This window comes from Streptomyces sp. NPDC002076 (assembly GCF_053593835.1).
In genome coordinates this window covers 21744-37854 of sequence record NZ_JBSFDI010000014.1, presented here as the reverse complement: position 1 = coordinate 37854, position 16111 = coordinate 21744, and the positions used below count along the sequence as shown (strand labels likewise).

The following is a 16111-nucleotide window of genomic DNA, read 5'->3' as shown; positions in this document are numbered from 1 at the left end:
GGAGTGCTCAGCCTCGGGCCGCCCAGCCGTCGTACGACTCCCAGGCCTGGAGCACGCGTCCGCTGACGAACGTGTGCTCCGCGCCGGTGACCGGATCGGTGAACTCCAGCCTCCGCGCGAGCAGTTGCAGCGGGCGCCGGAAGTCGCCGGCCGGCACCGGGGCGGTCACCTCCGGATAGAGCGGGTCGCCGAGGATGGGCACACCGAGCGCGTTGAGGTGCACCCGCAGCTGATGGGTCTGCCCGGTCGCCGGGACGAGCCGGTACCGGGCCAGCCCGCCGCGGTGCCCGGCCGCCTCGAGACGGGTCTCGGCGTTCGGCTCCCCCTCGACCTCCCGGGCCGCCAGCACCCCGCGCTCCTTCACGATCCGGCTGCGCACGGTCCGGGGCAGGGCCAGCGCGGGGTCGTACGGCGCGATCGCCTCGTACTCCTTGCGCACCCGCCGGTCCCGGAACAGCGTCTGATACGCCCCGCGCTCCTCGGGCCGCACGGTGAACAGCACCAGCCCCGCCGTCAGCCGGTCCAGACGGTGCGCGGCGGTCAGCGTCGGGATGTCCAGCTCGCGCCGCAGCCGGGCCAGCGCGGTCTCGGCCACATGGCTGCCGCGCGGGGTCGTGGCGAGGAAGTGCGGCTTGTCGGCGACGACGATGTGCTCGTCGCGATGGAGGACGTGCACGGGGAACGGCACCGGCACCTCGGCGGACAGTTCGCGGTGGAACCACACGAACATCCCGGGCTCGTACGGCGCGTCCGGCGCCACCGCACGCCCGCTGGCACCGACGATCAGCCCGGAGTCGAACATCGACTCGATCATCCCGGGTCCGGCCCCCGTCAGCCGTTCCACCAGATGCTCCCGCACGGTGGCCCACGTCCCGCCGTGCGGCAGCCGGACCCGCACGGGGTCGACCCCGTCGCGCTGGGGGAGCGGGGCGGGCGGAGGTGGCGTACGGCGTCTCATCGGGGTCAAGGGTACGAGGCGGAAACCGGTGGGCCGGCGGCCGTGCGGGGGGGCAGGATGTCGATCATGCCGTATCTCAACAGCCCGGTCGTGCCGGCCGGCACCCTCGCCCGTGTCCCCCAGCCCAGCCTTCCCACCGGCGACGGGCTGCTGCTGCGCCCCTGGCAGGCGAGGGACGCGCCCGCCGTGTACGCCGCCTTCCAGGACCCGCTGATGCACCAGTGGCACATCAGGTCCGCCGACTCCGAGGAGGAGGTCGCCGGCTGGATCGCGCAGTGGCAGAGCTGCTGGAAGGAAGAGCGCCAGGCCCAGTGGGCCGTCGTGGACGCGGACACCGGCGAACTGCTCGGCCGGGTCGCGCTGCGCGAGATCCTGCTCGCCGACGGCTGCGCCGAGGTCGCGTACTGGACGGTGGCACGCGCGCGTGGCCGGGGTGTCGCGGTCCGGTCCACCGCCACGCTGTCCCGCTGGGCGTTCGAGGAGATCGGTCTGCACCGCCTCGAACTCTCGCACGCCACCGCCAACGAGGCTTCCTGCCGCGTGGCCGTCAAGGCCGGTTTCGCCGCCGAGGGCACCAAGCGCAGCGCCCTGCTCCATGCCGACGGCTGGCACGACATGCATCTGCACGCGCGCGTGCGGGGCGACTGAGCGCGGCGCGCGATCAAGGGCGAGACGCGATACATCGTGTGCATTGACCATCGCGAGTAGAACGCGATATGTTCGTGTGCGGATATTCGGGAGCGAGGTGATCGTCGTGGCCATGAAGCGTCGCAAGCTCGGCAACCCGCTGGCGCTCGCGGTGCTGGCGACCCTCTGGCAGAAGCCCATGCACCCGTACGAGATCGCCCAGACCCTGCGCCGGCAGGGCAAGGACACCAGCACGAAGATCAACTACGGCTCGCTCTACACGGTCGTGCAGAACCTGGAGAAGCACGGCTTCGTCGAGGTGACCGACGTGGAGCGGCAGGGCAACCGCCCCGAGCGCACGGTGTACGGGCTGACCGACGCCGGGCGCGAGGAGCTGACCGAGTGGCTGTCGGACCTCATCGCCGTCCCGGTGAAGGAGTACCCGATCTTCGAAACCGCCCTCTCGCTCATGGGTGCGCTGCACCCCGACGAGGTGGTGCGGCTTCTCGAGGAGCGGCTCAGTGCTCTGGAGATCCAGGTGGCGAGCGGGCGGGGAGCGCTGGAGAAGCTGTACGAGACGCTGCCGCGGCTCTTCCTCGTCGAGACCGAGTACCAACTGCACATGACCGAGGCGCAGGCCGAGTGGGTCCGCGGCTTCCTGGCCGAGATCAAGGAGGGCACGCTGCCGAGGATCGACGAGTGGCGGCACTACCACGAAACCGGGGAGCTGCCACCGGATCTCACCGCGACCACCTGAGAGAACACGACCCCGGCGAGGCTGTTGCAGCAGCTCCGCCGGGGTCTCGAACCCCGAAACGGATCCGCCGTGCGGCGGCTCCGGGCGATCGAGGTGCGGCACACCCAGGATAGCCCGGCGCTCTTCACGTGGATCTTCCGTCACTCACACACGCAGGAGAGCTGCCGTCATGAACACCCGTGCGCCCGCAGTGGAGGCGCGCCGGCTCGTCAAGAGCTATCCCGGTGACGTCACCGCACTGAACGGCATGGACATCACCGTGGCACCGGGCACCGTCTTCGGACTCCTCGGCCCGAACGGCGCCGGCAAGTCCACCACCGTCAAGATCCTCACCACCCTGGCCCGCCCCGACTCCGGCACCGCGACCGTCGCCGGGCACGACGTGCTGCGCCACCCCGACCGGGTGCGCCGCGCGATCGGCGTGGTCGCCCAGCAGTCCGGCGCCGACCCGGTCGCGACGGGCCGGGAGAACCTCCAACTCCAAGGACGCCTCTACGGATTGAGCGGTACGGCGCTGAGCCGCCGGGTGGACGAGCTGCTGGAGCGGTTCAGCCTCGCCGACGCCGCCCGCCGGCCGGTCAAGGGCTACTCGGGCGGCATGCGGCGCCGCCTCGACGTCGCTCTCGGGCTGGTGCACCGGCCCGAGGTGCTCTTCCTGGACGAGCCGACCACCGGTCTCGACCCGGAGGCGCGCACCGCGATGTGGCAGGAGATCGGCCGGCTGGCCGGCGAGGAGGGACTGACCATCCTGCTCACCACGCACTATCTGGAGGAGGCCGACCGGCTCGCCGAGCGCATCGCGATCGTCGACCGCGGCCGGATCGTGGTCGAGGGCACCCCGGACGCCCTCAAGGGCGAACTGCGCGGCGACGCCGTCCACCTGGAGCTGGGCGAGCCGGTCGGCGAGGCCGGCCGGACCCTGCTCACCGGCGCCCTGACCGCGCTGCCCGGGGTGCACGAGGCGCTGTGCGAGGGGCGCCGGATCAGCGTCCGCGCCGACGACGCAGCGGCCACGGTGCCCGCCCTGCTGGCCGCGCTGGACCGGGCCGGGGTCACCGTCTCCTCGGCCACCGTCGCGCGGCCCTCGCTGGACGACGTCTATCTGCGCCACGCGGGCCGCAGGTACGCGGAGGCGGAGGCCGAGACCGGTGCCGTGCTCGCCGGAGGTGTGCGATGAGCGTCGCCCTCACCCAGACCTGGTACATGACACAGCGTCAGCTACGGGTGTTCGCCCGGCAGCCCGCCTACGCGGTCATCACCCTGATCCAGCCGGTGATCTGGCTGTTCCTGTTCGGCAACCTGTTCAAGAAGGTCGTCGAACTGGGCGGCTTCGGCACCACCTCGTACCTGGACTACCTGGTGCCGGGCGTGGTGGTGATGAGCGCGCTCAGCTCCAACATGTGGGCCGGGATGGCCACCCTGGAGGAGATCCAGCGCGGCACTCTCGACCGCTTCCTGACCACCCCGGTCAGCCGGGCCGCGCTGATGAACGGCAACGTCGTCAACAACGGCCTGGTCACGGCGTTCCAGTCGGTGGTCATCGTGCTGCTCGGCCTGCTCGGCGGCGCGGACTACCCCGGCGGCGTCGCCGGCATCGCGATCCTCGTGCTGGCCGCCGTCCTGCTCGGCACGGTCTTCGGGGCCTTGTCCAACGCGCTCGGGATGCTCGTACGCGAACGCGAGTCGATCATCGGCATCAACACCTTCCTGCTGCTGCCGCTGACCTTCCTGTCCAGCGCCTTCATGGCACCCTCGCAGATGCCCGGCTGGATGCGGCACATCGCCGACTTCAACCCGCTCAACTGGGCCATGGTGGCGGGCCGTTCCGCGCTGGCCGAGCATCCCGAGTGGGGCGACGTCCTCGGTCGCGGGGGCGCGCTGCTCGCGCTGGCGATCGCGGCGGTGTGGCTGTCCATCCGCACCTTCCGCTCCTACCAGCGGTCGGTGTGAACGCGTACGCCGTGCCCGGTGTGAAGATGTAGGACATGCCGTCCTACGACCTCGCGAACCGGCTCGTCGTCGGTGTCGCCTCCAGCGCCCTGTTCGACCTGCGGGAGTCGGACGCCGTCTTCCGCGAGCAGGGCGAGGAGGCCTACCGGGCCCACCAGGAGGAGAACGTGGACAACACGCTCCGCCCCGGGGTCGCGTTCGCGTTCATCCGCAGGCTGCTGTCGCTGAACGACCTCGGCGAGCCGGGAGACCCGCTCGTCGAGGTCATCATCCTCTCCCGCAACGACCCCGACACCGGCCTGAGGGTCATGCGCTCGATCGAGGCCCATGAACTGCCGGTCAGCCGGGCCGTGTTCATGCAGGGCCGGTCGCCGTACGCGTTCATGACCGCGCTGAACATGTCCCTGTTCCTGTCCGCCAACGGCGACGACGTACGCGAGGCGGTCGCGGCCGGCCTGCCGGCCGGGCATGTGCTCGGATCCTCGTACGCGGACGACCCGGACGACCCGGAACTGCGGATCGCGTTCGACTTCGACGGGGTGCTCGCCAGTGATGCCGCCGAGCAGGTGTACCAGTCCGGCGGCCTGGAGGAGTTCCGCGCGCACGAGACCCGCAACGCGGCGACCCCGCACGACCCGGGGCCGCTGCGGGACTTCCTCGCCGGTGTGAACCGGATACAGCGCCGGGAGGAGGAACGGCGCAGGACCGACCCGGACCACCCGAGCCGGATCCACGTCTCCATCGTGACCGCGCGGGCCGCACCGGCCCACGAGCGGGCCGTGCGAAGCCTGAAGCAGTGGGGCGTGACCGTCAACGGCGCCTTCTTCCTCGGCGGCATCGACAAGAGCGCGGTCATGACCGTACTCAGACCGCACATCTTCTTCGACGACCAGGTGACACACCTGGAGAGCACGTCCCGGACCACGCCGAGCGTGCACATCCCGTTCGGCAGGATCAACGAGACCTGAGCGCGGGGGCCGCGCTCAGGCCGCCGCCGCGCCGCTCTCCTGCTCGGCCTCGATACGGGCGTTCCACTCCCGCTTGGAGGCCTGCCAGCCGTCCTCGTTGTGGCCCAGGCGCCAGTAGCCGGAGATCGACAGGTCCTCGCGCGGGATGTTCAGCTCGACCCGCAGCAGCCGGCGCAGTTCCTTCACGAAGCCCGCCTCGCCGTGCACGAACGCGTGCACCCGGCCCTCGGGGAACTCAAGGGCGCGTACGGCCTCCACCAGTGCCTCGCCGACCGGCCGGTCCCCACGGTGCAGCCAGACGACCGCCACATCGGAGTCGATCTTCTGCTCCTCCTCGGGGCCGGACACCTCCACGAAGGCATGGGCGCGGGCGTCGGCGGGCAGCGCCTCCAGGGACCGTGCGATCGCGGGCAGCGCGCTCTCGTCACCGGCGAACAGATGCCAGTCGGCCGCGGGGTCGGGGGCGTAGGCACCGCCGGGGCCGATGAAGCGCACGGCCTCACCCGGCCGCACCCGGCATGCCCACGGGCCGGCCAGGCCCTCGTCGCCGTGGACGACGAAGTCCAGGGCCAGCTCGCGGAGTTCGGGATTGAAGGCGCGCACGGTGTAGGTCCGGGTCACCGGCCACTGCTCCCGCGGGAACTCCGCGCGGATCCGCTCCAGGTCGAAGGGTTCCGGGTAGGTCACGCCCTCGGGGCCGAAGAGCAGCTTCACATAGTGGTCGGTGCAGGTGTCCGCCTCGAAGTCGGCAAGACCCTCGCCGCCGAGCACCACACGCTGCATGTGCGGGGTCAGCCGCTCGGTGCGGACCACGTGGGCGGTGCGGGGCTTGCGCGGCTTTCGTACCGGACTCTCTGCCATCACGACCTCCTGCAAGATGGTTAGGTTTACCTAAGTTAGCATCTCGCCCTGCGGTCACACCTCTTTCCCGGACACCCGCGGGGAGCCCTTTGCCGGAATATTCCGGTCAGACTCCGGCCGACCGCGCGGCGAGTGTGGCCAGCAGCCGCTGCAGGGAGCCGCCGAGCCCCCACCGCTCGGCCAACTGCTCCAGGGCCGCCGGGTCCCGCGGCGCCCGCGGCACGGCCGTGTCGACGTCCGGCAGCGGTACGTCGTCCGCCACCCGCACCACCTTCGGCGCGACCGCGACATACGGGCCCGCCTCGGTGAGCCGCTTACGCTGCGACGGCGTCAGCTTCGCCCCCGGTTCGTCGACCGCCGCCATGATCCCGGCCAGGTCACCGAACTCTGCCAGCAGCTTGGCGGCCGTCTTCTCGCCGATGCCGGCCACGCCGGGCAGGCCGTCGCTCGGGTCGCCGCGCAGCAGCGCCAGATCCGCGTACCCCCGCCCGTCGACGCCATACTTCTCGCGCAGCACCGCCTCGTCGGTCAGCTGCAGGGTGCCGACGCCCTTGAGCGGATACAGCACCCGGATCCCGCGCGCGTCGTCCACCAGCTGGTACAGATCGCGGTCGCCGGTGACGATGTCCACCGGGCCGTCGGCGCGCGCGGTGAACGTGCCGATCACGTCGTCCGCCTCGTACCCCGCGACGCCGACCCGGGCGATGCCGAGCGCGTCCAGCACCTCCTCGATGACCGGCACCTGCGGAGAGAGGGTGTCCGGCACCACCTCGACATCCGGCGCGTCCTCGTGCTCCTCGGCGACGCGGTGCGCCTTGTAGGTGGGGATGAGGTCCACCCGCCACTGCGGCCGCCAGTCGGCGTCCATGCACGCCACCAGGTGCTGCGGACGGTGGTCCCTGACCAGCCGGTCGATGAAGTCCAGCAGTCCGCGCACGGCGTTCACGGGCGTGCCGTCCGGCGCCTTCACGGAGTCCGGGACGCCGAAATAGGCGCGGAAGTACAGCGATGCGGTGTCGAGCAGCATGAGTCGTCCGGTCACGCTCGCATCATGCCGTACGGCACCGACAGCCACCCGGTCGGCGAGCTCTCCGGGAGGGTCCCTCGCGGTGTCTTCGGTACTTCAGGCGCGCTGCACCGGGTACGGCAAGGATCCGGCCAACCACGGTCCGTGACGACCCTTGGCCCCGACTCGAGCCCCCGCCGCTGCTGGTCGGCGTATTCGCCCCCGCTCCGGAGGCCGCCCGGAGCCGGCCCGAGGCCCCGTCACGCTGGCGCGAACCGTGAGGGTGGCGGCTCGGCGGCATGTCGGGTATGTGACAGCCGCGTGAAACGGTTTGCCGAACATGCGTAGGGTGCAGAGAAGTCATCAGAAGAGGTGTGTCCCGACCCGGGCACCCGGACAGCGGCACGACGAGCGAGGGAGGGAGCCGGAGCGATGGGCGACCACAAAGAGCAGCCCGTGCGGGTGGGCGCGGCCGTGCGGCGGCGTCGTCGTGCCCTGGAACTGACCCTCGCCGTCGTGGCCGAGCGCAGCGGTCTGTCGGTGCCCTTCCTCAGCCAGGTCGAGAACGACCGGGCCCGCCCCAGCCGCAGCTCGCTGGAGAAGCTCGCCGACGCCCTGCGCACCACGGCCGTCGAACTCCTCGCCGCCGCCGACCCGGCCGCCAGCGTGGACGTCGTCCGCGCCGACCAGGTCGCCGAGGGCGACTTCCACCCCCGGACCCGCTCCCTGGTGCGCGGCCACCATCAGCTGCACGCCTCCGAGTTCACCGGCGACCATGACGCCGGCCGCGAGTTCCAGCACCGCAACGACGAGCTGATGTACGTCGCCGACGGCGCGGTGGAGATAGAGGCCGAGGGGCGCGCGTATCGCCTCGGGCGAGGCGACACGCTCTATCTGACCGGTGGGGTACGTCATCGCTGGCGGGCGACGGTGCCGGACACCCGGGTGATCGTGGTGGCGGTCGCCGAGCACATCGAGGCCGTTCAGGACCGGTCCCGGTAGTGCGGGTCGTCTCGCTGGTCCCGTCCCTCACCGAGGCGGTGGCCGGGACGCTGCCCGGGGTGCTGGCCGGGGCCACGGACTGGTGTACCCACCCGGCCGACCTGGAGGTCACCCGGATCGGCGGGACGAAGAACCCCAAGCTCGACCGCATCCTCGCCCTCGACCCCGACCTGGTGATCGCCAACGAGGAGGAGAACCGCGCCCCGGACCTCGACGCTCTGCGCGCCGCAGGCCTCGCTGTGCTGGTCACCGAGGTGCGCAACGTGCCGCAGGCCTTCGCCGAGCTGGACCGGGTGCTCACCGCGTGCGGTGCCGAGGGGCGGCCCCGCTGGCTGGAGGAGGCGGAGGCGGCCTGGGAGGCGTTGCCGGAGCCGGTCGAGCGCAGGACCGCGGTCGTACCGATCTGGCGCCGGCCCTGGATGGTCCTCGGCCGGGACACGTTCGCCGGCGATGTCCTGGCCCGGCTCGGTGTGGACCACCTGTACGCCGGTCACCCCGACCGTTACCCCCGCGTCCCGCTGGACGAGCTGTGCGCCGCGGCCCCGGAGCTGGTGGTGCTGCCCGACGAGCCCTACCGCTTCACCGCCGAGGACGGCCCGGAGGCCTTTCCCGGCCTGCCCTGCGCCCTGGTCAGCGGGCGGCACCTGACCTGGTACGGACCGTCTCTGTCCGAGGCGCCACGGGTGCTGTCCGAGGCGCTGCGAGCAGCTCGCCGCTGAGCAGGCCGCGTACGGTGCCGGCGGCGGCCGCCAGCCAGGCTGCGGCGAGCAGGGCGTACAGGGCGACGGCCAGCGCGTCGTAGGCCACGAGACCGGTGTGCCGGGCGAGCGCCATCGCGCCGGTGACACACGTGCCCACCGGGAAGGTGAAGGCCCACCAGCTCATCGCGAACCCCATGCCCCGCCGGCGGGCCCGCACCACGTGCGCGGTCGCCAGCGCCAGCCACAGCAGCGCGAACCCCATGACCGGCACGCCGTAGAGGACGGCGAAGACGGCGAGGCCGCGGTCGTACAGGGGCGGTACGACCCCGGGTGCCGCGTCCGCGATCTTGCCGACCGCGGTGGTGGACTGCCCGAGCGGGCCGAGGACCAGGAACAGGGTCGGGGTGAGCGCGAGCGGCAGCGGGCCGGTGACCAGCCGGGCGAAGACGAGGGACAGCATCAGCAGCGTCGCGAGCAGGCTCAGCCCGAACAGGGCGAGGCTGGCCAGCAGCAGGGTCTCCCGGGGCTGGCCCGCCGGCAGATGCGGTACCAGCAGCGGGCCGAGCGCGGCCGACACCATGGGTGCGACCAGGGGCAGCAGCCAGGCCGGGGTGGCCTGGGCGGGCTGGACGCGGTGTCGTACGGCCATCAGGTACGGCAGGGCGACGGCGGCCGCGAGCCCGACGGCCGTACCCGCGCTGAACAGTACGGAGTCCAGGGCGACGGCCGTGCCGGTGCCGACCACCTCCTGCCCCGCCGTCACGGCACCGCCGCCGACCGCCAGCAGGGCCATCGACAGACAGCCGTAGAAGGGGGCCATGGCCGGATCCAGGAGATGGGCGCGGGCCTGGTCGCGATGGCGGGTCCAGTGCACGGCCCGGGCCGTCAGCAGGGCCACCAGCATGATCAGGGACAGCGCCCAGGCCCCGGCGAAGACGTCGCGCAGAGCTGCCGCGGGTGCGGGCAGCGCGACACCGGCCGAGCCGAGGATGGCGGTGCCCATGACGGCGGAGTACCAGTTGGGGCCCAGGTGCCGGACCCGGCGGCACGTGGGACAGCGGCGGTGGACAAGGGCTGGGCTGCGGTGACCATGGCTTCACCGTGCCGCTCCCGCCTCGGCCTGACCAGGGAGTTCCCTTCTATCAGGGCATAAGCTGGTCTTATGAGTGACGTGGAGGGGCGGCAGGAGCACACGGCATCACTGGCACACCGGGTGCCTGACCTGGCGGCGCTGGAGCTGCTGCTGGCGGTGGCGCGGCTGGGCAGTCTCGGGGCGGCGGCGCGTGAGATCGGCATCACCCAGCCCGCCGCCAGCAGCCGGATCCGCTCCATGGAGCGGCAACTGGGCGTGGCCCTCGTCGACCGTTCGCCCCGCGGCTCCCGGCTCACGGACGCGGGCGCCCTGGTGACGGACTGGGCCCGCCGGGTCGTGGAGGCGGCCGCGGCCTTCGACGCGGGTGCGCGGGCGCTGCGGGACCGGCGGGACTCGCGCCTCCGGGTCGCGGCGAGCATGACCATCGCCGAGTACCTGCTCCCGGGCTGGCTCCTCGCGCTGCACGCCGGGCGGCCCGACACGGCCGTGTCGCTGCTCGCGGGCAACTCGGCGAAGGTGGCGGAACTCCTGCTGGCCGGGGAGGCGGACCTCGGGTTCGTGGAGGGCCTGTCCGTCCCCACGGGTCTGGACTCCGCCGTCATCGCCCGTGACCGGCTGATCGTCGTCGCCGCGCCCGGCCATCCCTGGGCCCGCCGCCGGCGCCCGGTGACGGCGCAGGAGCTGGCGGGCACCCCGCTGATCCTCCGCGAGCGCGGCTCCGGCACCCGGCAGGTCCTGGACGCGGCGCTCGGCGGCCTCGCCCGCCCGCTGATCGAGCTGTCCTCCACCACGGCGGTCAAGGCATCGGCGGTCAGCGGCGCGGGGCCCTCGGTGCTCAGCGAGCTGGCCGTGGGGGAGGAGCTGGCGATGCGCCGCCTGGTCAGCATCCCGGTGGAGGGCGTGTCCCTGCACCGCGAGCTGCGAGCGGTCTGGCCGACCGGACACCGGCCCACCGGCCCGGCCCGGGAGTTGCTGTCGCTGACGCGGGGGTGACGGGCGCGGCTCGGCCGGGGCCGGGGTCGCTCGCCCTGAACGAACCCGGAACCGCCGGACTGTGACTCAGGAAGCGGCTGTCACCAGCGCCGACATCACCCGCAGGTCCTCGCCCATCTCGGGGTGCCACTGCACGCCCAGGGCCCAGCCCCGGTCCGCCGGCAGTTCGACCGCCTCCACCGTGCCGTCCGCCGCGTAGGCCGACGGCACCAGTCCCGCGCCGAGCCGGTCCACGGCCTGGTGGTGGTAGGTGGGCACGGTCGTCTCCTCCGGGGCGATCCCGGCGTACAGGGTCCCCGGTACCGGCTTCACCGGGTGGCCGCCGAACACGCCGACCACCTCCGCGTGTCCCTCCAGGTGCTGGACCAGCGTGCCGCCGAGCGCCACGTTCAGCAGCTGCATGCCCCGGCAGATGCCCAGCACCGGCGTTCCGGCGTTCAGCGCGGCCTCGATCAGGGCGAGTTCCCAGGCGTCGCGGGCCGGAGCGGGCGGCCCGGTACGGGGCTCGCGCTCGGCGCCGTACCGGGCCGGGTCCACGTCCGGGCCGCCCGCGATCACCAGTCCGTCCAGCCGGGCCACCGTCTCCGCCGCGCCCTCGGGTGTGTCCGGCGGCAGCATCGCAGCCAGCCCGCCGGCCCGCTGCACCAGCCGTGGATAGCCCGCCGGCAGCAGAGCCGCGTCCAGCTCCCACACGCCCCAGCGCGCGCCGGACTCCAGATAGGTGCTGATGCCGATCAGCGGTCGTGCCGTCATGCCGCCCTCCCCGGAAGCCAAAGGTTTACGTCCATACCTTTCCAGAACCGCCTTACGCCAGGAAGCCCCGCAGCAGCGCCGCCGTGCCCGCGCAGTGCTCCCGCATCATCTCCCGCGCGCCGTCCGCGTCCCCGTCCAGCACCGCCTCGACCAGTGCGGTGTGCTGGCGCTGCGAGTGCTCCAGGTTGCGCACCAGCAGCGGGATGCAGTCGAGCAGGTCGTTCACCGTGGCCCGGACCGCCGCGTACTGCGCGGTCAGGGAGGGGGACCCGCACAGCTCGGCGAGGGTCAGGTGGAGCAGGGTGTCCAGCCGGCGATAGTCCGCCAGCGGGGCGTCGTGCGTGCGGGCCAGCGCCTCGCGCAGCCGGTCCGCCTGCTCGTCCGTCAGCCCGTGCGCCGCGCACAGCCCGGCCGCACCCACCTCCAGCACCTCACGGAACCGCAGCACGTCCTCGATGTCGACCTCGGCGATCCGCCGCCGCAGCTCGTCCTCGCCGCCGGCGTCCGCGCGCGGCAGGACGAACGTTCCTCCGTAGCGCCCGCGCCGCGCCTCCACCAGCCCCTGGTCCGTGAGCACCTTCAGCACCTCGCGCAGCGTGACCCGGCTGATCCCGAGCCGTTCCGCCAGCTCCCGTTCGGCCGGCAGCCGTTCCCCGCCCGGCACCAGCCCGAGCCGCACGACCTGGAGGATCTGCTCCAGCGCCTCCTCGAAGCCGTTGCCCGCCCGCACCGGCCGCAGCACCGGAGCGAGCCGGTCGACGACTCCCGGCGTATGCGCCCCCGGCCATTCCGTCTCCCGCGACATCCGCCGTACCCCCTTCCCAAGCAATGGTCCTGAGCAATACCTTATGGCTCCCGGCCCGGCCGAAAAAGCGCGAAGGCGCCGAAGGAGGCTCTCCCGTGGCAGACCGCACACCCCCGCTCGGCGTCGAGGAACTGCACGCCCTCGTCGCGAGCGGTGAGATCGACACTGTCGTCCTGGCCTTCCCCGACATGCAAGGGCGGCTGCAGGGCAAGCGGTTCGCCGCCCGGTTCTTCCTCGACGAAGTGCTGCGGCACGGCACCGAGGGCTGCAACTACCTCCTGGCCGTCGACACCGAGATGAACACCGTCGACGGCTACGCCATGTCCTCCTGGGACCGCGGCTACGGCGACTTCGCCATGCGCCCCGACCTCGCCACCCTGCGCCGCATCCCCTGGCATCCCGGCACCGCGCTGCTCGTCGCCGACCTCGCCTGGAACGACGGCTCCCCGGTCGTCGCCGCGCCCCGCCAGATCCTGCGCCGCCAGCTGGAGCGGCTCGCCGAACTCGGCTACACCGCCCAGGTCGGCACCGAGCTGGAGTTCATCGTCTTCAAGGACTCCTACGAACAGGCCTGGGACGCGGGCTACCGGGGCCTCACCCCGGCCAACCAGTACAACATCGACTACTCCATCCTCGGCACCGGCCGCATCGAGCCCCTGCTGCGCCGGCTGCGCAACGACATGGCCGGCGCCGGTCTCACCGTCGAGTCCGCCAAGGGCGAGTGCAACCCCGGCCAGCACGAGATCGCCTTCCGCTACGACGAGGCCCTCGTCACCTGCGACCAGCACGCGCTGTACAAGACCGGCGCCAAGGAGATCGCCGCCCAGGAGGGCGTCTCGATCACCTTCATGGCCAAGTACAACGAGCGCGAGGGCAACTCCTGCCACATCCACCTCTCCCTCGCCGACGCCGACGGCACCAACGCCATGGCCGACGGCGACGGAATGTCCGAGGTCATGCGGCACTTCCTCGCCGGACAGCTCGCCGCGCTGCGCGACTTCTCGCTCCTGTACGCCCCGAACATCAACTCCTACAAGCGGTTCCAGCCGGGCTCCTTCGCCCCCACCGCCGTCGCCTGGGGCCACGACAACCGCACCTGCGCCCTCCGCGTGGTCGGCCACGGCCGCTCCCTGCGCTTCGAGAACCGCCTCCCCGGCGGGGACGTGAACCCGTACCTCGCCGTCGCCGGTCTGGTCGCGGCCGGCCTGTACGGCATCGAGCAGCAGCTGGAGCTGCCCGAGCCGTGCCCGGGCAACGCCTACACCGCCGACTTCGAGCACGTGCCGACGACGCTCCGCGAGGCCGCCGAGCTGTGGGAGAACAGCCCCATCGCCAAGGCGGCCTTCGGCGACGAGGTCGTGGCGCACTACCGCAACATGGCGCGCGTCGAGCTGGAGGCCTTCGACGCCGCCGTCACCGACTGGGAGCTGCGCCGCTCCTTCGAACGCCTGTGACAACGCCGGTGAAAGGTCATCACGTGTCCGACCCGCACGAGCTGAAGGTCCTCAACCCCGCCACGGAAGAGGTCGTCGCCGCCGTCCCCGCCGCGAGCGAGGAGGACGTCGCCGCCGCCGTCGTACGGGCCGCACGCGCCCAGACGGGGTGGGCCGCCCTCGCCCCCGCCGACCGGGCCCGGCTGCTGCGCCGTTTCGCGGACGTGGTCGACGCCCACACCGAGGAACTCGCCCGGCTGGAGGTCCGCGAGGCCGGCCACACCCTCGGCAACGCCCGCTGGGAGGCCGGCAACGCCCGCGACCTGCTGCTGTACTCGGCCGGCGGCGCCGAACGCCTCCTCGGCAGGCAGATCCCGGTGCCCGGCGGCTGGAACGTCACCTTCCAGGAGCCCCTGGGTGTCGTGGGCGTGATCGCCCCCTGGAACTTCCCGATGCCGATCGCCGCCTGGGGCTCCTTCCCGGCGCTCGCGGCCGGCAACGCGGTCGTCCTCAAGCCCGCCGAGACCACCCCGCTCACCGCGCTCCGCCTCGCCGAACTCGCCCTGGAGGCGGGCCTGCCCGAGCACGTCTTCCAGGTGCTGCCGGGTTACGGCCACACCGCCGGACGTGCCCTCGTCGACCACCGGGACGTCGCCAAGATCGTGTTCACCGGGTCCACCCGCACCGGCCGCGAGGTCATGGAGCGCTGCGCGAAGCTGGTCAAGCCGGTCACCCTCGAACTCGGCGGCAAGAGCCCCAACATCGTCTTCGCCGACGCCGACCTCACCTGCGCCCTCGACCCCTTCTCCTTCCTGGACAACTCCGGCCAGGACTGCTGCGCCCGCACCCGCATCCTGGTCCAGGAGACGGTCCTCGACGAGGCCCGCGAGTTCCTCGCCGACGCCCTCGCCTCCGTCGTGGTGGGCGACCCCGCCGACGAGAAGACCCAGATGGGCCCGCTGATCTCCCGTCAGCAACTCGACCGCGTGCGGTCGTACGTCCCCGAGGACGCCCCCGCCCTGCGCGGCAGCACCCCCGACGGCCCCGGCTTCTGGTTCCCGCCGACCGTCCTCACCGGCGAGCGGCACGACGGCGCGGCGGCCCGCGAGGAGATCTTCGGGCCGGTCGCCGTCCTCCTCCCCTTCACCGACGAGGAGGACGCGATCCGCCTCGCCAACGACACCCCCTACGGCCTCTCCGGCTCCCTGTGGACCCGGGACCTCGGCCGCGCCCTGCGCGTCTCCCAGGCCGTCCGCGCGGGCAACCTGTCCGTCAACTCCCACTCCAGCGTCCGCTACTGGACCCCGTTCGGCGGCTTCAAGCAGTCCGGCCTCGGCCGGGAGCTGGGCCCCGACGCCCTGACCGCCTTCACCGAAACCAAGAACGTCTTCATCAGCACGGAGGGCCCCGCACAGTGACCGACAACAGTGTTTGCCGCCGCCTGGTCGGCCGTACCGCCGTCGTGACCGGAGCCGGCAGCGGCATCGGCCTCGCCACCGCCCGCCGGCTCGCCTCCGAGGGCGCCCACGTGGTCTGCGCGGACGTGGACGAGGCCCGCGGCAAGGCCGTCGCCGACGAGGTCGGCGGGCTCTTCGTGAAGACCGACGTCACCGACCCCGAGCAGGTCGAGGCGCTGTTCAAGGCGGCGTACGACACCTACGGCAGCGTCGACGTCGCCTTCAACAACGCCGGCATCTCCCCGCCCGACGACGACTCCATCCTGGAGACCGGCCTGGAGGCGTGGAAGCGGGTCCAGGAGGTCAACCTCACCTCCGTGTACCTGTGCTGCAAGGCCGCCATCCCCTACATGCGGCGCCAGGGCAAGGGTTCCATCATCAACACCGCGTCCTTCGTGGCACGGATGGGCGCGGCCACCTCCCAGATCTCGTACACGGCCTCCAAGGGCGGCGTGCTGGCCATGTCCCGCGAACTGGGTGTGCAGTTCGCCCGGGAGGGCATCCGGGTGAACGCCCTGTGCCCGGGCCCGGTCAACACCCCGCTGCTGCAGGAGCTGTTCGCGAAGGACCCGGAGCGGGCGGCCCGCCGCCTGGTGCACATCCCCGTCGGCCGGTTCGCCGAGGCCGAGGAGATCGCCGCCGCCGTCGCCTTCCTGGCCAGCGACGACTCCTCGTTCGTCAACGCCACCGACTTCCTGGTGGACGGCGGAATCGCGGGCGCGTACGTCACGCCCCTGTAGGCCGTCC

17 protein-coding genes are annotated in these 16111 nt (G+C 72.4%); 11 read left to right on the top strand and 6 right to left on the bottom strand.

The features are described 5' to 3' along the window. Positions 1–7: 7 nt before the first annotated feature. Positions 8–958: an RluA family pseudouridine synthase gene (locus ACWCQS_RS27590; protein WP_451006952.1), complete on the bottom strand. Its 951-nt coding sequence runs from the start codon at positions 956–958 to the stop codon at positions 8–10. Between the two features lie 66 nt (positions 959–1024). Here ACWCQS_RS27590 and ACWCQS_RS27585 point away from each other — a divergent pair, with 66 nt between their 5' ends. The 5 genes from ACWCQS_RS27585 (at position 1025) to ACWCQS_RS27565 (ending at position 5260) form a co-directional block, all read left to right on the top strand. Further along, a complete protein-coding gene (locus tag ACWCQS_RS27585; protein WP_451006951.1) occupies positions 1025–1606 on the top strand; it encodes a GNAT family N-acetyltransferase in 582 nt (193 codons plus the stop codon). Between the two features lie 112 nt (positions 1607–1718). Further along, entirely contained in the window at positions 1719–2342 is a 624-nt protein-coding gene (locus ACWCQS_RS27580) for a helix-turn-helix transcriptional regulator (protein ID WP_451006950.1), read from the top strand. Positions 2343–2511: 169 nt separating this feature from the next. Beyond that, the gene (locus ACWCQS_RS27575) at positions 2512–3519 is read left to right on the top strand and encodes an ATP-binding cassette domain-containing protein (protein WP_451006949.1); all 1008 of its coding nucleotides are present in this window, start codon (positions 2512–2514) and stop codon (positions 3517–3519) included. Then, complete coding sequence (locus tag ACWCQS_RS27570) at positions 3516–4292, top strand: ABC transporter permease (protein WP_451006948.1); 777 nt, start codon at positions 3516–3518, stop codon at positions 4290–4292. Before ACWCQS_RS27575 ends, ACWCQS_RS27570 begins: the two co-directional genes overlap by 4 nt. 35 nt (positions 4293–4327) lie before the next feature. Next, positions 4328–5260 (top strand): 5'-nucleotidase, encoded by a 933-nt coding sequence (locus ACWCQS_RS27565; RefSeq protein WP_451006947.1) that lies wholly within the window; start codon positions 4328–4330, stop codon positions 5258–5260. A gap of 15 nt (positions 5261–5275) precedes the next feature. Here ACWCQS_RS27565 and ACWCQS_RS27560 read toward each other — a convergent pair whose 3' ends face one another. Continuing rightward, complete coding sequence (locus ACWCQS_RS27560) at positions 5276–6121, bottom strand: siderophore-interacting protein (protein ID WP_451006946.1); 846 nt, start codon at positions 6119–6121, stop codon at positions 5276–5278. Between the two features lie 106 nt (positions 6122–6227). Further along, the gene (locus ACWCQS_RS27555) at positions 6228–7163 is read right to left on the bottom strand and encodes a 5'-3' exonuclease (RefSeq protein ID WP_451006945.1); all 936 of its coding nucleotides are present in this window, start codon (positions 7161–7163) and stop codon (positions 6228–6230) included. A 396-nt stretch (positions 7164–7559) separates the two neighbouring features. Between ACWCQS_RS27555 and ACWCQS_RS27550 the strand changes: the two genes are divergently transcribed. Together ACWCQS_RS27550 and ACWCQS_RS27545 are read left to right on the top strand one after the other, a co-directional pair. Next, the gene (locus ACWCQS_RS27550; protein WP_451006944.1) at positions 7560–8129 is read left to right on the top strand and encodes a helix-turn-helix domain-containing protein; all 570 of its coding nucleotides are present in this window, start codon (positions 7560–7562) and stop codon (positions 8127–8129) included. Further along, on the top strand, positions 8129–8848 hold the full coding sequence (locus tag ACWCQS_RS27545) for a helical backbone metal receptor (protein ID WP_451006943.1): 720 nt from the start codon (positions 8129–8131) through the stop codon (positions 8846–8848). The genes ACWCQS_RS27550 and ACWCQS_RS27545 overlap by 1 nt, the downstream gene beginning before the upstream one ends. Here ACWCQS_RS27545 and ACWCQS_RS27540 read toward each other — a convergent pair. Then, positions 8760–9833, bottom strand: coding sequence for a TDT family transporter (locus tag ACWCQS_RS27540; RefSeq protein ID WP_451006942.1), 1074 nt, complete (start codon positions 9831–9833; stop codon positions 8760–8762). The two genes, ACWCQS_RS27545 and ACWCQS_RS27540, sit on opposite strands and share 89 nt — an antisense overlap. 159 nt (positions 9834–9992) lie before the next feature. Between ACWCQS_RS27540 and ACWCQS_RS27535 the strand changes: the two genes are divergently transcribed. Next, positions 9993–10916 (top strand): LysR family transcriptional regulator, encoded by a 924-nt coding sequence (locus tag ACWCQS_RS27535; protein WP_451006941.1) that lies wholly within the window; start codon positions 9993–9995, stop codon positions 10914–10916. A gap of 66 nt (positions 10917–10982) precedes the next feature. Here ACWCQS_RS27535 and ACWCQS_RS27530 read toward each other — a convergent pair whose 3' ends face one another. Both ACWCQS_RS27530 and ACWCQS_RS27525 read right to left on the bottom strand, forming a co-directional pair. After that, the gene (locus tag ACWCQS_RS27530; protein WP_451006940.1) at positions 10983–11669 is read right to left on the bottom strand and encodes a gamma-glutamyl-gamma-aminobutyrate hydrolase family protein; all 687 of its coding nucleotides are present in this window, start codon (positions 11667–11669) and stop codon (positions 10983–10985) included. Between the two features lie 52 nt (positions 11670–11721). Beyond that, on the bottom strand, positions 11722–12474 hold the full coding sequence (locus ACWCQS_RS27525; protein WP_451006939.1) for a FadR/GntR family transcriptional regulator: 753 nt from the start codon (positions 12472–12474) through the stop codon (positions 11722–11724). A gap of 95 nt (positions 12475–12569) precedes the next feature. On the opposite strand from ACWCQS_RS27525, the gene ACWCQS_RS27520 reads away from it, so the two are divergent. Genes ACWCQS_RS27520 through ACWCQS_RS27510 form a run of 3 tightly spaced genes read left to right on the top strand, consistent with a single transcriptional unit; the run spans position 12570 to position 16104 of the window. Beyond that, the gene (locus tag ACWCQS_RS27520; RefSeq protein WP_451006938.1) at positions 12570–13928 is read left to right on the top strand and encodes a glutamine synthetase family protein; all 1359 of its coding nucleotides are present in this window, start codon (positions 12570–12572) and stop codon (positions 13926–13928) included. 23 nt (positions 13929–13951) lie between these two features. After that, positions 13952–15325 carry an aldehyde dehydrogenase family protein gene (locus tag ACWCQS_RS27515; protein WP_451006937.1) on the top strand — a complete coding sequence of 458 codons (1374 nt, stop codon included), beginning with the start codon at positions 13952–13954 and terminating at the stop codon, positions 15323–15325. Further along, a complete protein-coding gene (locus ACWCQS_RS27510) occupies positions 15322–16104 on the top strand; it encodes a 3-oxoacyl-ACP reductase (protein ID WP_451006936.1) in 783 nt (260 codons plus the stop codon). The genes ACWCQS_RS27515 and ACWCQS_RS27510 overlap by 4 nt, the downstream gene beginning before the upstream one ends. Positions 16105–16111 lie beyond the last annotated feature (7 nt).